Raw genomic sequence first — 17,205 nt, 5'->3', positions numbered from 1 at the left:
GAGGTCGCGACCAGCTCCCGGTCGGGTGCCGGGCCGCAGCCGAGCTGGGCGAGGCCCGCAGGGGGAGGCAAGGCCCGTACCCGTATCCGTATCCAGAGCCCAGTCAGGCGGTCCCCGTTACCAGAGCCCACCCCCACCCCCCAAGGCCCAAAGCCCCCCGTACCGCCGGGTCGAACGGCCCGGAAAAGTCGGGGCCTTCGGGCGCGGCGGATCTGCCACCCTCGCCGCCGATGAGGCTCGCGGATGCGACACCCTTCGAAACGCGGCCCCCGTACGCCGATAGCGTGGAGCATGTTGCAGGCCAAAGCCTGACAAATCGGCACCACCTACGTGAGGCGTTTCTTCATGAGCCTGAGCATCCGCAACCAGATCGCCGGCACCGTCACCGCCGTCACCCCCGGCGAGGTCATGGCGACCGTCAAGGTCCGTCTCGACGGCGGCCAGGACATCACCGCCGCGATCACCCTCGAAGCCGTCAAGGAGCTCGGCCTCGCCGCGGGATCCGCGGTCAAGACCCTGATCAAGTCCACCGAGGTCTCGCTGGCCACCGGCCCGGTCGAGGGCCTGTCCATCCGGAACCAAATCCCGGGCACCATCGCCGACGTCGCCACCGGCGGCGCCATGGCCTCCGTCAAGGTCGACGTCCAGGGCGGCGAGCTCACCGCCGCGATCACCAAGGACGCCGTCGCCGACCTGAACCTGGCCCCCGGCACCTCCGTCGTCGCCCTGATCAAGTCGACCGAGATCTCCCTCGCCGCCGCCTGATCAACCCCGCCACACACGCGCTGATGGGCCTTGTACCCGACCAGGTACCGGGCCCATCGGCATGCGTAACCCCCTCGGCCATCAACTCCCGTGCTCCAATTGCCAGTTGGGTAGCGCCAATGGCGACCGTGCCGCCCGGCGGCACGCGTCCGGCGGGCCTTCCCCGTGCCGGACTCACCGGCCCACGGCCCCTGAAACCGCGCTGAAACCGCGCTGAACCCGGGCCGCCGCAAGCTCTGCGGCATGAACTCGACGACGAACGAACTCGCGATCGCGGCCACCGGGCTGCGGAAGGCCTACGGGGACAAGAGCGTCCTCGACGGCATCGACCTGCACGTCCCGGCGGGCACCGTCTTCTCGCTGCTCGGGCCGAACGGCGCCGGGAAGACCACCGCCGTGCAGATCCTCTCCACGCTGATCACCCCCGACGCCGGCGAGCTGTGGGTCGGCGGACACAACCTGGCCTCCCACCCCCAGAAGGTGCGCGCCGCGATCGGGGTCACCGGGCAGTTCTCGGCGGTGGACAACCTGATCACCGGTGAGGAGAACATGCTGCTCATGGCGGACCTGCACCACCTGTCCCGCCGCGAGGGCCGCCGGGTCGCCGCCGAGCTCCTGGAGCGCTTCGACCTCGTCGAGGCCGCGAAGAAGCCCGCCTCCACCTACTCCGGCGGCATGCGCCGGCGCCTCGACATCGCCATGACGCTGGTCGGCAACCCGCGGATCATCTTCCTGGACGAGCCGACCACCGGCCTCGACCCGCGCAGCCGGCACAACATGTGGAACATCATCCGCGGCCTCGTCGCGGGCGGCGTGACCGTCTTCCTCACCACCCAGTACCTGGACGAGGCCGACGAACTCGCCGACCGGATCGCGGTGTTGAACGGCGGCAGGCTCGTCGCCCAGGGCACCGCGAACGAGCTCAAGCGGCTCGTCCCCGGCGGCCACGTCCGGCTCCGCTTCACCGACCCGGTCGCGTACCAGAGCGCCGCCGTCGCCCTGCGCGAGGCGACCCGCGACGACGAGTCCCTCTCGCTCCAGATCCCCAGCGGCGGCAGCCAGCGCGAGCTGCGCGCCATCCTCGACTGGCTGGACGCGGCGGCCATCGAGGCGGACGAACTCACCGTCCACACGCCCGACCTCGACGACGTGTTCTTCGCCCTGACCAGCCACCCCACCGCCGCCCCCGCCGCCCCGGCCGCCCTGAAGGAGAACGTCCGATGAGCTCCCTGTCCCTCTCCGTACGCGACTGCTCGACGATGCTGCGCCGCAACCTGCTGCACGCCCGGCGCTACCCGTCGCTCACCCTGAACCTGCTGCTCACGCCGATCATGCTGCTGCTGCTCTTCGTCTACATCTTCGGCGACACCATGAGCATGGGCATCGGCGGCGGCCCCGACCGCGCCAAGTACATCGCCTACATCGTCCCCGGCCTGCTTCTGATGACCATCGGCAGCACCGTGGTCGGCACCGCGATCTCCGTCTCCAACGACATGACCGAGGGCATCATCGCCCGCTTCCGCACCATGGCGATCCACCGCGGCTCGGTGATCGTCGGGCACGTCATCGGCAGCGTGCTGCAGTCGATCGTCAGCGTGGTCCTCGTCGGCGCGGTCGGCGTGGCCATCGGCTTCCGCTCCACCGACGCCACCGTCCTGGAGTGGTTCGCAGCCCTCGGCCTGCTCGTGCTCTTCTCCCTGTCGCTGACCTGGATCGCCGTCGGCATGGGCCTGATCAGCCCGAACGCCGAGGCCGCCAGCAACAACGCGATGCCGCTGATCCTGCTGCCGCTGCTGTCCAGCGCATTCGTGCCGCTCCACTCGATGCCGGGCTGGTTCCAGCCGATCGCCCAGTACCAGCCCTTCACCCCGGCCATCGAGACCCTGCGCGGCCTGCTGCTCGGCACCGAGATCGGCAACAACGCATGGCTCGCCATCGCCTGGTCGCTCGGCCTCACCGTCCTCGGCTACTTCTGGTCGAAGGCGAAGTTCAATCAGGATCCGCAGCGCTGATGCCGCGCAGCAACCGCGCGGCGGCCGCCTCAAGTCCGCTCCGCCCCAGGGCGGCGTACTCCGACACCGCGTCGGCATACGCCGCCCCGTCGGCGTCTTCGGCGGACTGCCGGGCCCGCGCGGTGGACATCGTCGGGAACTCCCGGTGCACACGCAGCCGTTCGGCCAGCGCGAGCAGCCGCACGCCCGAGGCGGTGTCGCCCTCGGCGATCTCGGCGAGGCCCACGGCGAGCAGCACCGTGCCGGCCACCGGCAGCTCGGCGGGGCTGTCCTCAGCACGCGGCTTTGTCAGCAACTCCAGTACGCGCACGCGCAGGTGGGCGGCGACGTCCTCGACCGGCCCGAGCCGGTCGTGCCGGGCGTGCGCGGCCACGGCGGCCGACTGGATCTGCAGCGACCACGCCTGCACGAACGGATCGTTGGCGTGCAGCGCGTCGACACCGCGGATTGTCCCCACCGCCTGACGCCACAGGCCGAGCCCCACTTCGGTCAGCCCCCGCAGCAGCGCGATCTCGGCGCGGTCCGCGAGGTCCGGGCTGAAGGCCCGCAGCGAATCCGGCTCCGACTCCGACTCCGACTCCAGGGTCGCCAGGTTCAGCCAGTGCTCCGCCTCTTCGACGTCGCCGAGCTGCAGGCACGCGAGTACGAGCCCCCAGCGGACGCCGACCGTGTCGTGCCAGCCGGCGGACTCGGACCAGTCCCCTGTCCGCTCAAGGACCTTCAGCGCGGCCATCAGATGCCGGTACGCCTCCTCGCCGCGCTCGCTCTGCAGGCACAGCTCGCTGATGCGGCCGTGGCCGAGCATCTCGGTGGCCGGATTGCGCACCCGCGTCAGGGCTTCGAGGCCCCGCCGGGCCGATTCCAGCGCGCGGTCCATCTCGTGCTCGTGCTCCCACACATAGCTGGCGAAGCACTCGGCGACGCCGGCGAGCACCGGGTGCTCGGAGGCGCACAGCTCCAACAGCTGCGTGTAGTGGGGCGGGCGCACCTCGGGCAGGACGCGCAGCACCCGGTCCAGGCCCTTGAGCAGGGTGTCCGGCTCGGCGGGCGGCAGCCTGCGCAGGGTCACCAACTGACGTACGGCGTGCGGCCCGTAGCCCATGAACAGGCTCAGCGTGCACACCACGGCGGCGCTGCGGGCGGACTCGATGTCTTCGGGGCCCGGCCGGAAGTGGGAGAGCGGCCCCCCGGAGTCGGCGGCGAGGTCGGTGAGGCGGGTGTAGTTGGAATCGGTGGCCCACAGGGAGGCGAGCACGGCGGTGAGGGCCGCGATGGCGGGACAGTCCTCACGGGCCAGCGCGTGCCGCAGCGCGAGGACGAGGTTGTCCTGCTCCGTCCTGATCAACTCCCAGACCTTCAGGGAGTCGGCGGCGAACAGCGCGTCGTTGTGCATCCGGCCGAAGTCCCGCGCCCAGGCGAGGAAGCGGTCGATGACGAGCTCCTCCTCACCCGCCTCCGCGCGGCGTCCGGCGCTGAACTCCCGTACGGTCTCCAGCATGTGGAAGCGCACCCCGGACGCGGTGTCGGCCGCCTTGATCAGCGACTGGTCGGCGAGCTGCTCCAGGAGGAACAGCGCGTCGTCCCCGGCCAGTACGTGCTCGGCCGCCTCCTCGGTGAAGCCGCCGGGGAACACCGACAGGACGCGCAGGGCGGCCTGGGCCTCGGGTTCAAGGAGGTTCCAGCTCCACTCGACGACGGCGCGCAGGGTGCGGTGGCGTTCCGGTACGTCCCTCCCGCCGCCGCGCAGCAGCGCGAACCGGTCCCGCAGCCGCCGGGTGATCTCGGGCACGGACAGCACCCGCACCCGCGCCGCGGCCAGCTCGACCGCCAGCGGCAGACCGTCCAGCTGGCGGCACAGCTCCTCGACCGCCCGCTCGGGCAGCTCTGCGTCGGGCCGCGCGGCGCGGGCCCGCTGGCGGAACAACTCGACGGTGGATACGAGGCCGAGCTCGGGCAGCGCGTACACAGACTCCGACGTGAGGCCGAGCGGGGCCCGGCTGGTGGCGAGCACCCGCAGCTCCTTCGAGCCCGACACCAGGGCCCGCACCAGCTCGGCGGCGCCCCGGATGACGTGCTCGCAGTTGTCGAGGATGAGCAGCACGGGGCCCGGGCCGAGCGCGCCGACGATGCCGGCGACGATCCCGGCGGGCCCGGGCGTGCGCAGGGCGACCCCGAGCACCGAGGCGACCTCGGCGGCCACATCGTCGTCGAGGGTGACACCGGCCAGCGGCACGAAGTGCACCACGCGCTGCTCGGCCGCGCGGCCCACCGCGTGCGCGAGCCGCGTCTTGCCGAGCCCACCGGGGCCGACGACAGTGGCGACCCGGGCGCTGCGCAGCAGCCTGGTGACCGCGGCGACATCGGCGTCCCGGCCGAGCAGCGGGTTCGGCTCGTGCAGCACGCCGCGCCGGACGACGGGGGCCTCCCCGCGCAGCAACTCCTGGTGAATCGCCCTGAGTTCACGGCCCGGGTCGGCCCCGAGCTCGTCCCGCAGAGCGCGCCGGTAGGAGTCGTACCGGGTGAGCGCGGCGGCAGGTCCGGCGGTGGCGGCCTCGCAGCGTATGAGTTCGGCCAGCACCTCTTCGTCCCGGGGCAGTTCGCGGACGAGCCGGGCGAGCGGCTTGACCGCGTCGGCCTTCCTGCCGACCCGGGCGAGGGCGAGGGCCCTGGCGCGGGCGAGGGTGCGGTGGGCTCCGGCGCGGGCGAGGCAGAGGGCTGCGACTGGGTCGTGCAGGTCGTCTCCGTCTCCGGTTGCTCCGTCCCACAGGGCGAGCCCGGCCTCGGCCTTGGCCAGCGCCTCGTCGTGCTCGCCGGCCCGGGCCAGCGCCTCGCTGGCGGCGGCGTGCAGCAGCAGGGCGGAACTGTCGACCTGCTCCTCGGCGAGGGCGAGCCGGTACCCGGTGGGGGTGCTGGCGATGAGTTCCGCCCCGAGCTGCGACCGGGCCCGCGAGACCAGCACCTGTACGGCCTTGCCGGGCCGCTCGGGCTGCTCCTCGGGCCAGAGCCCCTCGACCAGCCGGCCCGTGCTGCAGCCCGCCCGCAGGTCTTCGGCGAGCAGCGCGAGGAGGCCGCGCAGGCGGGGGGCGGTCACTTCCTGGCCCCGGTAGGCGACGCGCGTAAGCAAGGTCAACTCGGTGGTCACCCGTGCAGAGTAGCCAGCGGCGGGGCTTTGGGCCCCCTCCCCGCCCCTTCCCGAGACCCTCCGGGGGTTGGTGGAAAGGGGTTAGCCGGGTTTCCTGGGGCTGGGGCCCGCATGGGCGGCGTGTCCGGGGGGGCCGATCGGGGCGGGCACAGAATGTCGGGTCGGGCGGGGTGGGCCGCTCCTAGCGTGGAGCGCGTAAGGAAGGAAGGGGGCCGGGATGCTGAAGCGGCTCAACCAGGCCATGGACCACATCGAGGACCGGCTCACCGGGGAGATCGACGTGGGCGAACTCGCCCGCATCGCGATGACGTCGGAGTACCACTTCCGGCGGCTGTTCTCCGCGCTGGCCGGGATGCCGCTGTCGGAGTACGTACGGCGCAGACGGCTGACCGTCGCGGGCGCCGAGGTGCTCGCGGGGCAGCGCACGCTGCTCGATGTGGCGGTGCGGTACGGCTACACGTCGGGGGAGGCGTTCGCGCGGGCGTTCCGTGCCGTGCACGGCGTCGGCCCGGGCGAGGCCCGCCGCACCGGCGCGGCTCTGCGGTCCCAGCCCCGGATGTCCTTCCGTCTCGTCGTCGAAGGGAGCACCAGCATGCGGTACCGGGTCGTGGAGAAGGAAGCGTTCCATTTGGTGGGGCGGAAGGCGCGGGTTCCGCTCGTGCACGAGGGAGTGAACCCGGCCATCGCCGAGTTCATCCGGAGCATCGGGCAGGAGACGGCGCTGCGCATCCACCGCCTGTCCGACCAGGAGCCCGAGGGCATCGTCTCGGCCTGCGACGACCTCGACCCCAGCCGGGCCGAGGGCACCGAACTCGACTACTGGCACGCCGCGTTGACCCACGCGGCCCCGCCCGAGGACCTCGACTCGCTCCTCGTGCCCGCCGGCACCTGGGCGGTCTTCGAGAGCACCGGCCCGTTCCCGGAGGCGCTCCAGTTCCTGTGGCGGGACGTGTTCACGGAGTGGTTCCCGTCCAATCCGTATCAGAGCCGCCCGGGGCCGGAAATCCTGCGCACCCGGCCGGCGGAGACCGGCGACGTGACGGACGCCGTGCTCTGGATCCCGGTCGAGCGGACCGAGCCCGGAACTCGTAAACCGTAAACCGTACGGACGGGCTCAGCGGCTCGCGCCGAGGCGGCGCTTCGGCTTGGGCTCGGCGGCCTCGCTCCGCGCCCACAGCGAGCGGACGTGACCGAGGTGGCGGGTCATGCACTTCTCGGCGGCGCGGGCGTCACCGGCCAGCATGAGGTCGAGGAGTTCGACGTGTTCCTCGGCGGAGGGGATGAGTTCGTCGCGCTGGTCGAGGGCGGTCAGCCCGTACAGGCGGGAACGCTTGCGCAGGTCGCCGACGGTCTCGACCAGGCGCTCGTTGCCGCCCAGGGCGAGCAGCGAGAGGTGGAACTGCCGGTCGGCCTCCAGGTAGCCGATGAGGTCGTGGTCGCGGGCGGCCCGCACGATCTCCTCGGCGACCGGCCGCAGCGCTTCGAGGTCGGCGCGGTCGGCGGTGCGGGTGATCCGGCCGACCATGGGGACCTCGATCAGCGCGCGGATCTCGGTGTACTGGTCGAGGTCGCGCTCGTTGACCTCGGTGACCCGGAAGCCCTTGTTGCGGACGGGCTCCACCAGCCCCTCGCGCGCGAGGTCGAGCATGGCCTCGCGCACGGGGGTCGCGGAGATCCCGAAGTCCTCGGCGAGGCCTGGCGCGGAGTAGACCTGACCGGGGCGGAGCTCGCCGGAGATCAGCGCGGCACGCAGCGCGTGGGCGACCTGGTCGCGCAGCCGCTCGGTGGTGGTGATGACCTTGCTCTGCTTCAGGTGACCCATGCTGCTGTTCCTCCGTACCGAGCGGAGACCCAGAGTACAATGTCACGTTGCTTTTACGGGCCGGTCCTGCTCTCCCCCGGGGCTGCGCCCCGAACCCCCTGACGTCCGTCAGCCTGCGGGCCGGTGGGGGCTGCTCGCGCCCACGCGGCGGAGCCGCAGATGTCACAGCCCCGCGCCCCTAGCAGCGTCATTGCTGGCCGGCACCGGCATCTTCAGCCCGTCATGGGGGTCCCCCTGGACCTTAAGACCTTGGGGGAATTTGAGGACGAGCGCCCTTAAAGCGCGAACGGGGTCTGGGGCGGAGCCCCAGGAAACCGGCCTCCCCCTTACTCCAACCCCCGGCGGGTTTCGGGAAGGGGCGGGGCGGGGGAAAGCCCCGCCAGCACCCCCAGCGGGACCGGGGTCGCGAACGGGCGGCGTTCCGAGGGGGGGTCGGCGTCGCCCGCCAGGCAGGACACCGCCGGCCCGCACGTGCGGCCCTGACACCAGCCCATCCCGGCCCGGGTCAGCAGTTTGACCGTGCGGGCGTCCCGGGCGCCGTAGTCCTGGACCGCCTCCCGGATACGGCCCGCGGTCACCTCCTCGCAGCGGCACACCTCGGTGTCGTCGGGGAGCCAGTCGGTCCAGCCGGGCCCCGGCGCGTGCGTGGTTGCCAGGGCTTCGGCGAAGGTGCGCAGTCTGGTGCGGCGGGACTTCAACTGCCGCACGCGCCCGCCCGAGCCGGGGTTCCTGCCGAGCCGGGCGGCGATCTCCCGTGCCGCCAACTCCCCTTCCACACAGGCCAGTTGGGCACCTCCGATGCCGCCCGGTTCGCCCGCCGCCCAGAGTCCGCGTACCGAGGTTTCCTGGCGGGCGTCCAGAACCAGGGCGAGGGCGCCGTCGGGAGTGCGGCGGGTGGCGCAGCCGAGGGTGGTGGCCAGTTCGATCCCGGGGATCAGGCCGTGGCCGACGGCCAGCGCGTCGCAGGCGATCCTGCGTCCCGTACCCGGCACCGGCCGCCACCGCTCGTCCAGCCGCGCGACGGTGACCGCCTCCACGCGCTCGGCCCCGTGCACCTCGGTCACCGCACTGCGGGTGCGCAGCGCGACCCGGTGGCGAAGGAGCACCGCGCCATGCGTCACGGCCTCGGCGAGCTTGTGCGGGTTGGCGGCGAGCGCGCGGGGGTGGCGGGCGTACCCCAGATATCCGGACGCCTCGATCACGGCCGGGACCTCCGCGCCGGCCTCGGCGAGCGAGGAGGCGACGGCAAGCAGCAGCGGCCCGCTCCCCGCGACGACCACCCGCTTCCCGGGCAGCACGAGCCCACCCTTGAGCATGGCCTGCGCCCCACCGGCCCCGACGACCCCCGGCAACGTCCAGCCGGGGAAGGGGAGTTGACGCTCATAGGCCCCGGTGGCGAGCAGCACGGCCCGCGCCCGAACCCGTACGGGCCGCTCCTCCCCGCCATCGGCCCCGGTCACGGCGTGCACGGCCCACTCGGCACCGCCGCCGATCCGCTCGACGGTCCAGACGTGGTGCCCGGCGAGATGCGTGACCCCGCTCCCTTCGAGCCGCCCCCGCAGGTCCCTGAATGCTTCCCAGTCATGGTGCAGCCGCTCGGGCCGCACAGCACGCAGAGCGGCTGCGGGCTGCCGGTAGAACTGCCCACCGATCCGGTCGGACAGGTCCAACAGAGCGACTCGCAAGCCGAGTTCAGCCGCGGTAACAGCCCCGGCAAGCCCGGCGGCCCCGGCCCCGATGACAGCGAGGTCGTACGGTTCGCCCTGTTCCGGCGCAGCAGCAGAACGGCTGAGCACAGCCCGGGGCCCGCCCCCGACACCGCCCACCGAGCTGGGCCCGGGTGACTCAGACGGCAAGTCCGGCACGGCCATTCCCTTCCTGTGTGGTGACCTCGTCGCCAACCCCCGCCGGAACCAGGCAGGCCCGCCGGTTGGGCACCCCGTTGATCACCGCGAGGCACTCGTAACACTGGCCTATCCCGCAGAACGCCCCCCGCGGCCGGCCGCCTCCCCGGGTCGTCCGCCAGGACAGGATGCCCGCCGCCCACAGCGCGGCGGCGACGGACTGGCCGGGCAGCGCCGGCACCGGGCGGCCGTCCAGCGTGATCTCGAAAGCCGGGCCCGGCCGCGCCCCGGCCAGCTCCCTGGGGGTTCGGGCCACCACGGCCCTCCTTTCCAAGCGTCCAAGCGACTAACGACTTTCCTCGGCCTCGAACCGCGCCGGGTCGAACGGGTCTATTTCCAAAGGGAGTTGGTCCCCGGCAAGGCACCCCGCGATGATCCGCCCCGTCGCCGGGGCGAGCCCGATCCCCGCCCCCTCGTGCCCGCACGCGTGCAAGAGCCCCGGCACCCGCGCATCGGGCCCGATCGCCGGAAGGTGGTCCGGCAGATACGGGCGGAAGCCCGCGTACGTACGCATCGTCCGTACGCCCCCCAGAACCGGGAAGAGCTCCGTCGCCCCGGCCGCGAGCCGGCGCAGGGCCTCCACCGACAGCGTGCGGTCGAAGCCGACGCGTTCGCGGCTCGCGCCGATCAGGACCGGGCCCGCCGGCGTGCCCTCGACCACCGCCGAGGTCTGGAGCGCGGCCGAACCGCTGGCCACGTCGGCCACGTAGTCCGCCGCGTACACCTTGTGCCGCACCACGCGCGGCAGCGGCTCGGTGACCAGGACGAAGCCGCGCCGGGGCAGCACGGGCAGCAACACCCCGGCAAGCCGGGCGAGTTCGCCGCCCCAGGTACCGGCCGCGTTCACCACGTGCGGGGCGTACAGCGCGCCGGAGGCGGTCCGCACCCCCCGCACTTCGCCGCCCGGCCCGGTGAGCAAGCCGGTGACCTCCTCGCCGGGCCCGAGCCGGACCTCGGCCCCCGAGGCGCGCAGCAGGTGGGCGGCGGCGAGGGCGGGCATGACCTGGGCGTCCTGGGGATAGTGGAAGCCCCCCGCGAGACCCGGCGCCAGGTGCGGCTCCAGGTCGGGCAGCCGGTCGGCCGCCACTTCGCGCACGGTCACGCCCGCCTTCTCCTGGCCCGCCGCGAAGGTGCGCAGCGCGGCCATGCCGGGCTCGTCACGGGCGACGACGAGACCCCCCTTGGGCTCGTACTCCACCCCGCGCGGCAGCAGCTCGGCGAGCTCCTGCCACAACTGGCTCGACAACAGGGCGAGTTCGAGCTCGGGTCCGGGTTCCTTGTCGGAGACGAGGAGGTTGCCCTCGCCCGATCCCGTGGTGCCGCCCGCCACCGGGCCCCGGTCGAGCACGGTGACGCTCAGACCGGCCCGGGCTGCGTAGTAGGCGCAGGCGGCCCCCACGGCCCCGGCCCCGACGACGATGACGTCCGAGGCGCTCGTCGCAGAACCGGCAGAACCGGCAGAACGCGTAGATCTCGTAGATCTCCTGGAACTCATGGATCCCGTGGGCACCTCGGTAATATTTCACATGGCACTGCCCCTGCCAAGGACTCGCCCGGATCGGATAAAAGAACTCCCGACACCTTGTCAGTGCAATTTCACATTACTATGTTACGGGTCACATTCCAGCTGTCGGCCCTCAGGCTGTCCGGCTGTCCGAACCTGTTCACGGAGTGACCGCTGATGAACAAGCGCACCTGCACCGCCCTCGCCGTCGCCCTCGCGGCGACGCTCACCCTCGGCACGGCCGGCTGCTCCGGGGGGAAGCACACGGGCGCGGGCGAGGAGGGCGGCAAGAACCCGGCCGTCGCGAACGTGGGCAAGGTCGTCGGTGGCACCCCGGTCAAGGGCGGCACCCTCACCGTCCTGTCCAACCAGGACTTCACCCACCTCGACCCGGCCCGCAACTGGGTCATGAGCGACATGGACTTCGGCACCCGGCTGCTCTACCGCACCCTGGTGACCTACAAGGCCGTCCCCGGCGCCGGCGGCGGCGAGCTGACGCCCGACCTCGCCACCGACCTCGGCACCTCCTCCAACGGGGCCAGGACCTGGACGTTCCACCTCAAACAGGGCCTCACCTACGAGGACGGCTCCCCGATCACCGCGCAGGACGTGAAGTACAACGTCGAGCGGTCCTTCTCGCCCGACCTGCCCGGCGGCGCCGACTACGCGGCCCGCTACCTCACCGGCGCCGAGGGCTACCAGGGCCCCGCCCAGGGCAAGCACCTCGACTCCATCAAGACCCCCGACGACCACACCATCGTCTTCGAACTCCGCAAGCCCTTCGCCGAGTTCCCCAACGCCACCGTCATGCCGACCTTCGCGCCCGTGCCCAAGGCGCAGGACACCGGGCCCAAGTACGACAACAGACCCTTCTCGTCAGGCCCGTACAAGGTCGAGTCGTACCAGCGGAACAAGCAGCTCACCCTCGTCCGCAACCCCCACTGGGACCCCGCCGGCGACCAGGTCCGCAAGGCCTACCCGGACCGCATCGTCGTGACGATGGGCCTCAAGGCGACCCAGATCGACGACCGCCTCATCGCCAGCCAGGGCGCCGACGCCTCCGCCGTCTCCTGGGGTGCGCTGCGCCCCGAGAGCGCGTCGAAGGTCCTGCCGAACGCGTCGGTGCGCTCCCGCCTCCTCGCCGAGTCCACCAACTGCACGGACATGGTCCAAATGGACACCGGGCGCGCCCCGTTCACCGATGTGAAGGTGCGTCAGGCGGTGCTGTACGCGCTCGACAAGGACGCGGTGCTCACCTCCTCCGGCGGGCCCGCGTTCAACGACCTGTCCACCGCTTACATGCCGGCCACCCTCTTCGACGGCAAGCAGCCCGACACCCTCAAGGTCCCCGCCACCGGTGACGTCGCCAAGGCCAAGGAGCTCCTCAAGGAGGCGGGCAAGCCGGGCGGGTTCGAGACGAAGATGACCGTCTCCACCGGCGACAAGGGCCGCGCCGAGGCCATCCAGGAGTCGCTCGCCAAGGCCGGGATCAAGGTCACCATCGAGACCGTCGACCCGTCCGCCTTCTACGCCACCATCGGCGACACCAAGAACCGCACCGACGTCGTGTACACCGGCTGGTGCCCGGACTACCCGTCGGGCTCCACGTTCCTGCCGTTCGTCTTCGACGGCCGATACATCAAGGACAAGGGCAACCAGGGCAACCAGTCGCTCTTCCGCGACGACGCGACCATGAAGCGGGTCGACGAGATCTCGGCGATGACCGACACCAAGGCCGCCACCCAGGCCTGGCAGCGACTCGACGGCGAGATCCTCGCCAAGTCCCCCGCCGTCCCCGTCCTGGTGCGGCGCTGGCCGCTGGTGCTCGGCACCAACATCGCGGGCGGCTACGGCCAGACCTCCTTCGGCGGCCAGCTCGACTACGCCAACGTCGGGCTCAAGAACCCTGCCAAGAGCGGGAATTGAGGCTCGCCCGGCCATGACCACCACTCTGCTGAAACCGCCGGTACCGGCGACCGGCCGCGGGCCCTGGCAGCTCGCCCGCGCGGAACTGCGCCGCCGCACCTCCGTGAAGATCTCCCTCGCCGTCGTCGTGCTCTTCCTGCTCATGGCGGCCGGCGCCCCGCTGCTCGGGGCGCTCGGCGGCTGGTCGCCCGACGCGTTCGACAAGACGGCCATCGACCCCTACCTGGGCGGCCAGCCGCTCGGCCCGCTCGGCGGGATCTCCGCCGACCACTGGCTCGGCGTCGAACCCGTCACCGGCCGCGACCTGTTCGCCCGCGTCGTGTACGGGGCCCAGGTCTCCCTGCTCATCGCCCTGACCGCCACCGCGATCGTGGTGGTCGCGGGCACGGCCGCCGGGATCGCGGCCGGCTACTTCGGCGGGCGCACCGACGCGGTCCTGTCCCGTCTGATGGACCTCACCATGTCCTTCCCGTCCCTCATCTTCATGATCGCGATGATGTCGGTGGCCAAGGACGTCAACCGCATCCTCCTGATGACCGCCGTGATCGGCCTGTTCGGCTGGCCCGGCATCGCCCGCGTCGTACGCGGCCAGACCCTCTCCCTCAAACACCGCGAGTACGTGGACGCCGCCCGCGTCGGCGGCTCCGGCCCCTGGCGCATCCTGACCCGCGACATCCTGCCCGGGGTCGCCGGCCCCGTCATCGCGTACACCACGCTCATCGTCCCCGGCATGATCGCCACCGAGGCCGCGCTGAGCTACCTCGGCGTCGGCGTGCGCCCGCCCACCCCGTCCTGGGGCCAGATGATCGCCGAGAGCGTGTCGTTCTACGACACCGACCCGATGTACTTCGTCATCCCGAGCACCTGCCTCTTCCTCACCGTCCTCGCGTTCACCCTGCTCGGCGACGCGCTGCGCGACGTCCTCGACCCGAGGGGCAGCCGCACATGACCCGCTACCTCGCCCGCAGGATCCTCGGCGTCATCGGCGTGCTCGTCGCGATCGCCGCCGTCACCTTCACCATCTTCTACGTCCTGCCCTCCGACCCGGCGGCCGCCGCCTGCGGCAAGTCGTGCAGCGCCGAGCGCCTGGAGGCGATCCGCGCCCACATGGGCCTGGACCGGCCGCTGTGGCGCCAGTTCTGGGACTTCGCCTCCGGGATCTTCACCGGCCGCACCATGGGCACCGGCCAGTACGCCCTGCACTGCGACTTCCCGTGCCTGGGCTACTCGTACGAGAACAGCGAGTCCGTCTGGTCGCTCCTCATGGACCGCCTCCCGGTCTCCGCCTCCCTCGCACTCGGCGCGGCCGTGCTCTGGCTGCTGCTCGGCCTGTCCGCGGGGGTCGCGGCGGCCCTGCGCAAGGACACCTTCACCGACCGCGCCCTGATGGTCGGCGCGGTCGCCGCGGCCTCGATGCCGGTCTACTTCACCTCGGTCATGCTGATCTACGGCCTGATCCGGGTGGCGGGCCTGCTCCCCTACCCCCAGTACGTGTCCCTCGCCTCCGACCCCGTGCACTGGGCGTCCAACCTGCTGCTCCCCTGGATCGCGCTCGCCATCCTGTACGCCGCCATGTACGCCCGCCAGAGCCGCAGTTCGATGATCGAGACGATGGCGGAGCCGTACATCCGCACCGCCCGCGCCAAGGGCCTGCCGCGTCGCACGGTCGTCGTCAAGCACGGCCTGCGCTCCGCGATGACCCCGATCCTGACGCTGTTCGGCATGGACCTGGGCGGGCTGCTCGCGGGCGCGGTCATCACCGAGTCCATCTTCGGCCTGCCCGGCATCGGCCGGCTCTTCTACGGCGCCCTGTCCACCGGCGACCAGCCCGTCATCCTCGGCGTGACGCTGCTCGCCGCGACCTTCATCGTCGTCGCCAACCTGGCCGTCGACCTTCTGTACGCGGTTGTCGACCCGCGAGTGAGGCTGTGATGCCGTCCATGGATCAACTGCTCCTGTCCGTACGGGAGTTGAGCGTGACCTTCCCGACTCCCCGGGGTCCGGTACGGGCCGTGGACTCGCTCTCCTTCGACGTGCACCGGGGCCGCACCCTGGGCATCGTCGGCGAGTCCGGGTCCGGCAAGTCCGTCACGTCCATGGCCGTGCTCGGCCTGCACACCGGCGCGGAGGTCACCGGCTCCATCACCCTGGACGGGCAGGAGCTGGTGGGCCTGCCCGAACGCGCCCTGAACCGGGTGCGCGGCCGCCGCATCGCGATGATCTTCCAGGACCCGCTGTCCAGCCTGCACCCGTACTACACGGTCGGCGAGCAGATCGCCGAGCACCACCGGGTGCACTTCAACTCCCGGCGCGCACAAGCTCGTAAGCGGGCCGTGGAGATGCTCGCCGAGGTCGGCATCCCGGAGCCGGCGCGGCGTGCGGGCGAGTACCCGCACCAGTTCAGCGGCGGCATGCGGCAGCGGGCGATGATCGCGATGGCCCTTGCCTGCGAGCCGGAGCTGCTCATCGCGGACGAGCCGACGACGGCTCTCGACGTCACCGTCCAGGCCCAGATCCTGGAACTGCTCGCACGGCTGCAGCAGGAGCGCGGCCTGGCGGTCGTCATGATCACCCACGACCTGGGGGTGGTGGCCCGGGTGGCTCACGAGGTCCTGGTGATGTACGGGGGCCGGGCGGCCGAACAGGCCCCGGTGGACGCCCTGTTCGCCACGCCGGCCCACCCCTACACCCGGGCCCTGCTGGACTCGCTCCCCCGCCTGGACGACAGCGACGACTCCCCCCTGCGAGCCATCCCGGGCAGCCCGCCCTCCCTGCTCGACCCGGCCCCGGGCTGCGCGTTCGCACCCCGCTGCCCGCGGGCGGCGGGCGCGAGTACGGCGCTGCAGGACCGCTGCTCGACCGAGCGCCCGCTGCTCGGCGGCCCGGCCGGCCACCCGGCGGCCTGCCACCTCCCCGCGTACGAAGGCGTGACGTCATGAGCAATGCTTCCCCTTCCCTCCAACCCCTGTTGTCCGTAAGGGAGTTGAGGATGCACTTCCCGGGCCGGGGCAGCCGCTCGGCGCCCGTGCGGGCGGTGGACGGCGTGAGCTTCGACGTGGCGGCGGGCGAGACGCTGGGACTGGTCGGGGAGTCGGGCTGCGGCAAGTCGACGACGGGCCGCATGATCGTGCGGCTGCTCGAACCGACATCGGGCACGATCGCGTACGAGGGCCGCGACATCAGCCGTCTGAACCGGCGCGAGCTGCGGCCGGTGCGCAAGGACCTCCAGATGGTGTTCCAGGACCCGCACTCGTCCCTGAACCCGCGCCAGACGGTGGCCCGGATCATCTCTGATCCCCTTCTGGCCCACGGGTGTTCGGCCGCCGACGCCCGCGCCCGGGCGGTCGAACTGATGGACCTCGTAGGGCTCATCCCCGAGCACATCGACCGCTACCCGCACGAGTTCTCGGGAGGCCAGGCCCAGCGGATCGGCATAGCCCGGGCCCTGGCCCTGGACCCGAAGCTGGTGGTGGCGGACGAGCCGGTGTCGGCCCTGGACGTCTCGGTCCAGGCTCAGATCGTCAACCTGATGGAGCGCTTGCAGAAGGAACTGGGCCTGGCCTATCTCTTCATCGCGCATGACCTGTCGGTGGTGAAGCGGGTGTGTGACCGGGTGGCGGTGATGTATCTGGGGCGGGTGGTGGAGATCGGCGCGAAGGAGCGGGTGTACGGGGCGCCGGCCCACCCGTACACGCAGGCGCTGCTGTCCGCGGTGCCGTTGCCGGACCCGGCGGCGGAGCGGGCCCGCGAGCGGATCACGCTCCTCGGCGACCCGCCGAGCCCGGCGTCGCCGCCGGCGGGGTGTGCGTTTCATCCGCGCTGCGCGCGGGCGGCGGCGGTGTGCCGTACGGAGGCGCCAGTGCTGCGGGCCGTGATCCCGGGGGAGGGAAGGGAGGTGGCCTGCCACTTCCCGGGGGCGGGCTGACGCTGGTTGCTCCCCTACCCGCCCCTTCCCGAGACCCTCCGGGGGATGGCTGCTCTGCTGCGGCCCGTCGGCTGGTCCTGGGGCTCCGCCCCAGACCCCGTTCGCGCCTAAAGGGCGCTCGTCCTCAAACGCCGGACGGGCTGAAGATGCCGACACTGGCCAGGATCGATCCGGCTAGGGGCGCGGGGAACTGCGCGACCAGCCA

The 17,205-nt window shown here is 72.1% G+C and carries 14 protein-coding genes; 9 read left to right on the top strand and 5 right to left on the bottom strand.

Annotation, left to right across the window (positions count from 1 at the left end):
• Window positions 1–345 precede the first annotated feature (345 nt).
• The 3 genes from ACSHXC_RS20780 (at window position 346) to ACSHXC_RS20770 (ending at window position 2,777) form a co-directional block, all read left to right on the top strand.
• On the top strand, window positions 346–765 hold the full coding sequence (locus ACSHXC_RS20780; RefSeq protein WP_438293016.1) for a TOBE domain-containing protein: 420 nt from the start codon (window positions 346–348) through the stop codon (window positions 763–765).
• A gap of 243 nt (window positions 766–1,008) precedes the next feature.
• Complete coding sequence (locus ACSHXC_RS20775) at window positions 1,009–1,989, top strand: ATP-binding cassette domain-containing protein (protein WP_438293014.1); 981 nt, start codon at window positions 1,009–1,011, stop codon at window positions 1,987–1,989.
• Window positions 1,986–2,777, top strand: a complete 792-nt coding sequence (locus ACSHXC_RS20770) for an ABC transporter permease (RefSeq protein WP_438293012.1) — start codon at window positions 1,986–1,988, stop codon at window positions 2,775–2,777. Before ACSHXC_RS20775 ends, ACSHXC_RS20770 begins: the two co-directional genes overlap by 4 nt.
• Here the strand turns inward: ACSHXC_RS20770 and ACSHXC_RS20765 are convergent.
• Window positions 2,755–5,919: an ATP-binding protein gene (locus tag ACSHXC_RS20765; protein WP_438293010.1), complete on the bottom strand. Its 3,165-nt coding sequence runs from the start codon at window positions 5,917–5,919 to the stop codon at window positions 2,755–2,757. The genes ACSHXC_RS20770 and ACSHXC_RS20765 overlap by 23 nt on opposite strands.
• Before the next feature lie 217 nt (window positions 5,920–6,136).
• Between ACSHXC_RS20765 and ACSHXC_RS20760 the strand changes: the two genes are divergently transcribed.
• On the top strand, window positions 6,137–7,018 hold the full coding sequence (locus tag ACSHXC_RS20760) for an AraC family transcriptional regulator (protein WP_438293009.1): 882 nt from the start codon (window positions 6,137–6,139) through the stop codon (window positions 7,016–7,018).
• 15 nt (window positions 7,019–7,033) lie between these two features.
• Here ACSHXC_RS20760 and ACSHXC_RS20755 read toward each other — a convergent pair whose 3' ends face one another.
• The 4 genes from ACSHXC_RS20755 to ACSHXC_RS20740 all read right to left on the bottom strand — a co-directional run bounded on the left by ACSHXC_RS20755 (window position 7,034) and on the right by ACSHXC_RS20740 (window position 11,140).
• Window positions 7,034–7,741: a GntR family transcriptional regulator gene (locus ACSHXC_RS20755; protein ID WP_189967787.1), complete on the bottom strand. Its 708-nt coding sequence runs from the start codon at window positions 7,739–7,741 to the stop codon at window positions 7,034–7,036.
• Between the two features lie 326 nt (window positions 7,742–8,067).
• On the bottom strand, window positions 8,068–9,612 hold the full coding sequence (locus tag ACSHXC_RS20750) for an NAD(P)/FAD-dependent oxidoreductase (RefSeq protein ID WP_438293008.1): 1,545 nt from the start codon (window positions 9,610–9,612) through the stop codon (window positions 8,068–8,070).
• Complete coding sequence (locus ACSHXC_RS20745) at window positions 9,587–9,901, bottom strand: (2Fe-2S)-binding protein (protein ID WP_438293007.1); 315 nt, start codon at window positions 9,899–9,901, stop codon at window positions 9,587–9,589. The genes ACSHXC_RS20750 and ACSHXC_RS20745 overlap by 26 nt, the downstream gene beginning before the upstream one ends.
• Before the next feature lie 30 nt (window positions 9,902–9,931).
• The gene (locus ACSHXC_RS20740; RefSeq protein WP_438293006.1) at window positions 9,932–11,140 is read right to left on the bottom strand and encodes an NAD(P)/FAD-dependent oxidoreductase; all 1,209 of its coding nucleotides are present in this window, start codon (window positions 11,138–11,140) and stop codon (window positions 9,932–9,934) included.
• 186 nt (window positions 11,141–11,326) lie between these two features.
• Between ACSHXC_RS20740 and ACSHXC_RS20735 the strand changes: the two genes are divergently transcribed.
• From ACSHXC_RS20735 to ACSHXC_RS20715, 5 genes are read left to right on the top strand one after another with little or no spacing between them, the layout of a single operon-like run.
• Complete coding sequence (locus tag ACSHXC_RS20735) at window positions 11,327–13,075, top strand: ABC transporter substrate-binding protein (protein WP_438293005.1); 1,749 nt, start codon at window positions 11,327–11,329, stop codon at window positions 13,073–13,075.
• Between the two features lie 13 nt (window positions 13,076–13,088).
• Window positions 13,089–14,024 carry an ABC transporter permease gene (locus ACSHXC_RS20730; RefSeq protein WP_438293004.1) on the top strand — a complete coding sequence of 312 codons (936 nt, stop codon included), beginning with the start codon at window positions 13,089–13,091 and terminating at the stop codon, window positions 14,022–14,024.
• Window positions 14,021–15,007, top strand: a complete 987-nt coding sequence (locus ACSHXC_RS20725) for an ABC transporter permease (RefSeq protein ID WP_438293003.1) — start codon at window positions 14,021–14,023, stop codon at window positions 15,005–15,007. Before ACSHXC_RS20730 ends, ACSHXC_RS20725 begins: the two co-directional genes overlap by 4 nt.
• A gap of 8 nt (window positions 15,008–15,015) precedes the next feature.
• Window positions 15,016–16,014: an ABC transporter ATP-binding protein gene (locus ACSHXC_RS20720; RefSeq protein ID WP_438293002.1), complete on the top strand. Its 999-nt coding sequence runs from the start codon at window positions 15,016–15,018 to the stop codon at window positions 16,012–16,014.
• A complete protein-coding gene (locus ACSHXC_RS20715; RefSeq protein ID WP_438293000.1) occupies window positions 16,011–17,000 on the top strand; it encodes an ABC transporter ATP-binding protein in 990 nt (329 codons plus the stop codon). The genes ACSHXC_RS20720 and ACSHXC_RS20715 overlap by 4 nt, the downstream gene beginning before the upstream one ends.
• The last annotated feature ends 205 nt before the right edge of the window (window positions 17,001–17,205 follow it).

The organism is Streptomyces sp. HUAS TT7 (genome assembly GCF_051550175.1).
In the GTDB taxonomy this organism is placed as follows: domain Bacteria; phylum Actinomycetota; class Actinomycetes; order Streptomycetales; family Streptomycetaceae; genus Streptomyces.
Note: the sequence above shows the minus strand (reverse complement) of the source record. Positions and strands in the feature narration are given on the sequence as shown.

What these genes read in the sequence shown, in the direction of transcription:
- ACSHXC_RS20755 (WP_189967787.1), bottom strand. Translation starts at nt 7,741, where the DNA reads ATGGGTCACCTGAAGCAGAGCAAGGTCATCACCACCACCGAGCGGCTG.
- ACSHXC_RS20720 (WP_438293002.1), top strand. Translation starts at nt 15,016, where the DNA reads ATGGATCAACTGCTCCTGTCCGTACGGGAGTTGAGCGTGACCTTCCCG.
- ACSHXC_RS20725 (WP_438293003.1), top strand. Translation starts at nt 14,021, where the DNA reads ATGACCCGCTACCTCGCCCGCAGGATCCTCGGCGTCATCGGCGTGCTC.
- ACSHXC_RS20715 (WP_438293000.1), top strand. Translation starts at nt 16,011, where the DNA reads ATGAGCAATGCTTCCCCTTCCCTCCAACCCCTGTTGTCCGTAAGGGAG.
- ACSHXC_RS20750 (WP_438293008.1), bottom strand. Translation starts at nt 9,612, where the DNA reads ATGGCCGTGCCGGACTTGCCGTCTGAGTCACCCGGGCCCAGCTCGGTG.
- ACSHXC_RS20730 (WP_438293004.1), top strand. Translation starts at nt 13,089, where the DNA reads ATGACCACCACTCTGCTGAAACCGCCGGTACCGGCGACCGGCCGCGGG.
- ACSHXC_RS20770 (WP_438293012.1), top strand. Translation starts at nt 1,986, where the DNA reads ATGAGCTCCCTGTCCCTCTCCGTACGCGACTGCTCGACGATGCTGCGC.
- ACSHXC_RS20735 (WP_438293005.1), top strand. Translation starts at nt 11,327, where the DNA reads ATGAACAAGCGCACCTGCACCGCCCTCGCCGTCGCCCTCGCGGCGACG.
- ACSHXC_RS20780 (WP_438293016.1), top strand. Translation starts at nt 346, where the DNA reads ATGAGCCTGAGCATCCGCAACCAGATCGCCGGCACCGTCACCGCCGTC.
- ACSHXC_RS20740 (WP_438293006.1), bottom strand. Translation starts at nt 11,140, where the DNA reads ATGAGTTCCAGGAGATCTACGAGATCTACGCGTTCTGCCGGTTCTGCC.
- ACSHXC_RS20760 (WP_438293009.1), top strand. Translation starts at nt 6,137, where the DNA reads ATGCTGAAGCGGCTCAACCAGGCCATGGACCACATCGAGGACCGGCTC.
- ACSHXC_RS20775 (WP_438293014.1), top strand. Translation starts at nt 1,009, where the DNA reads ATGAACTCGACGACGAACGAACTCGCGATCGCGGCCACCGGGCTGCGG.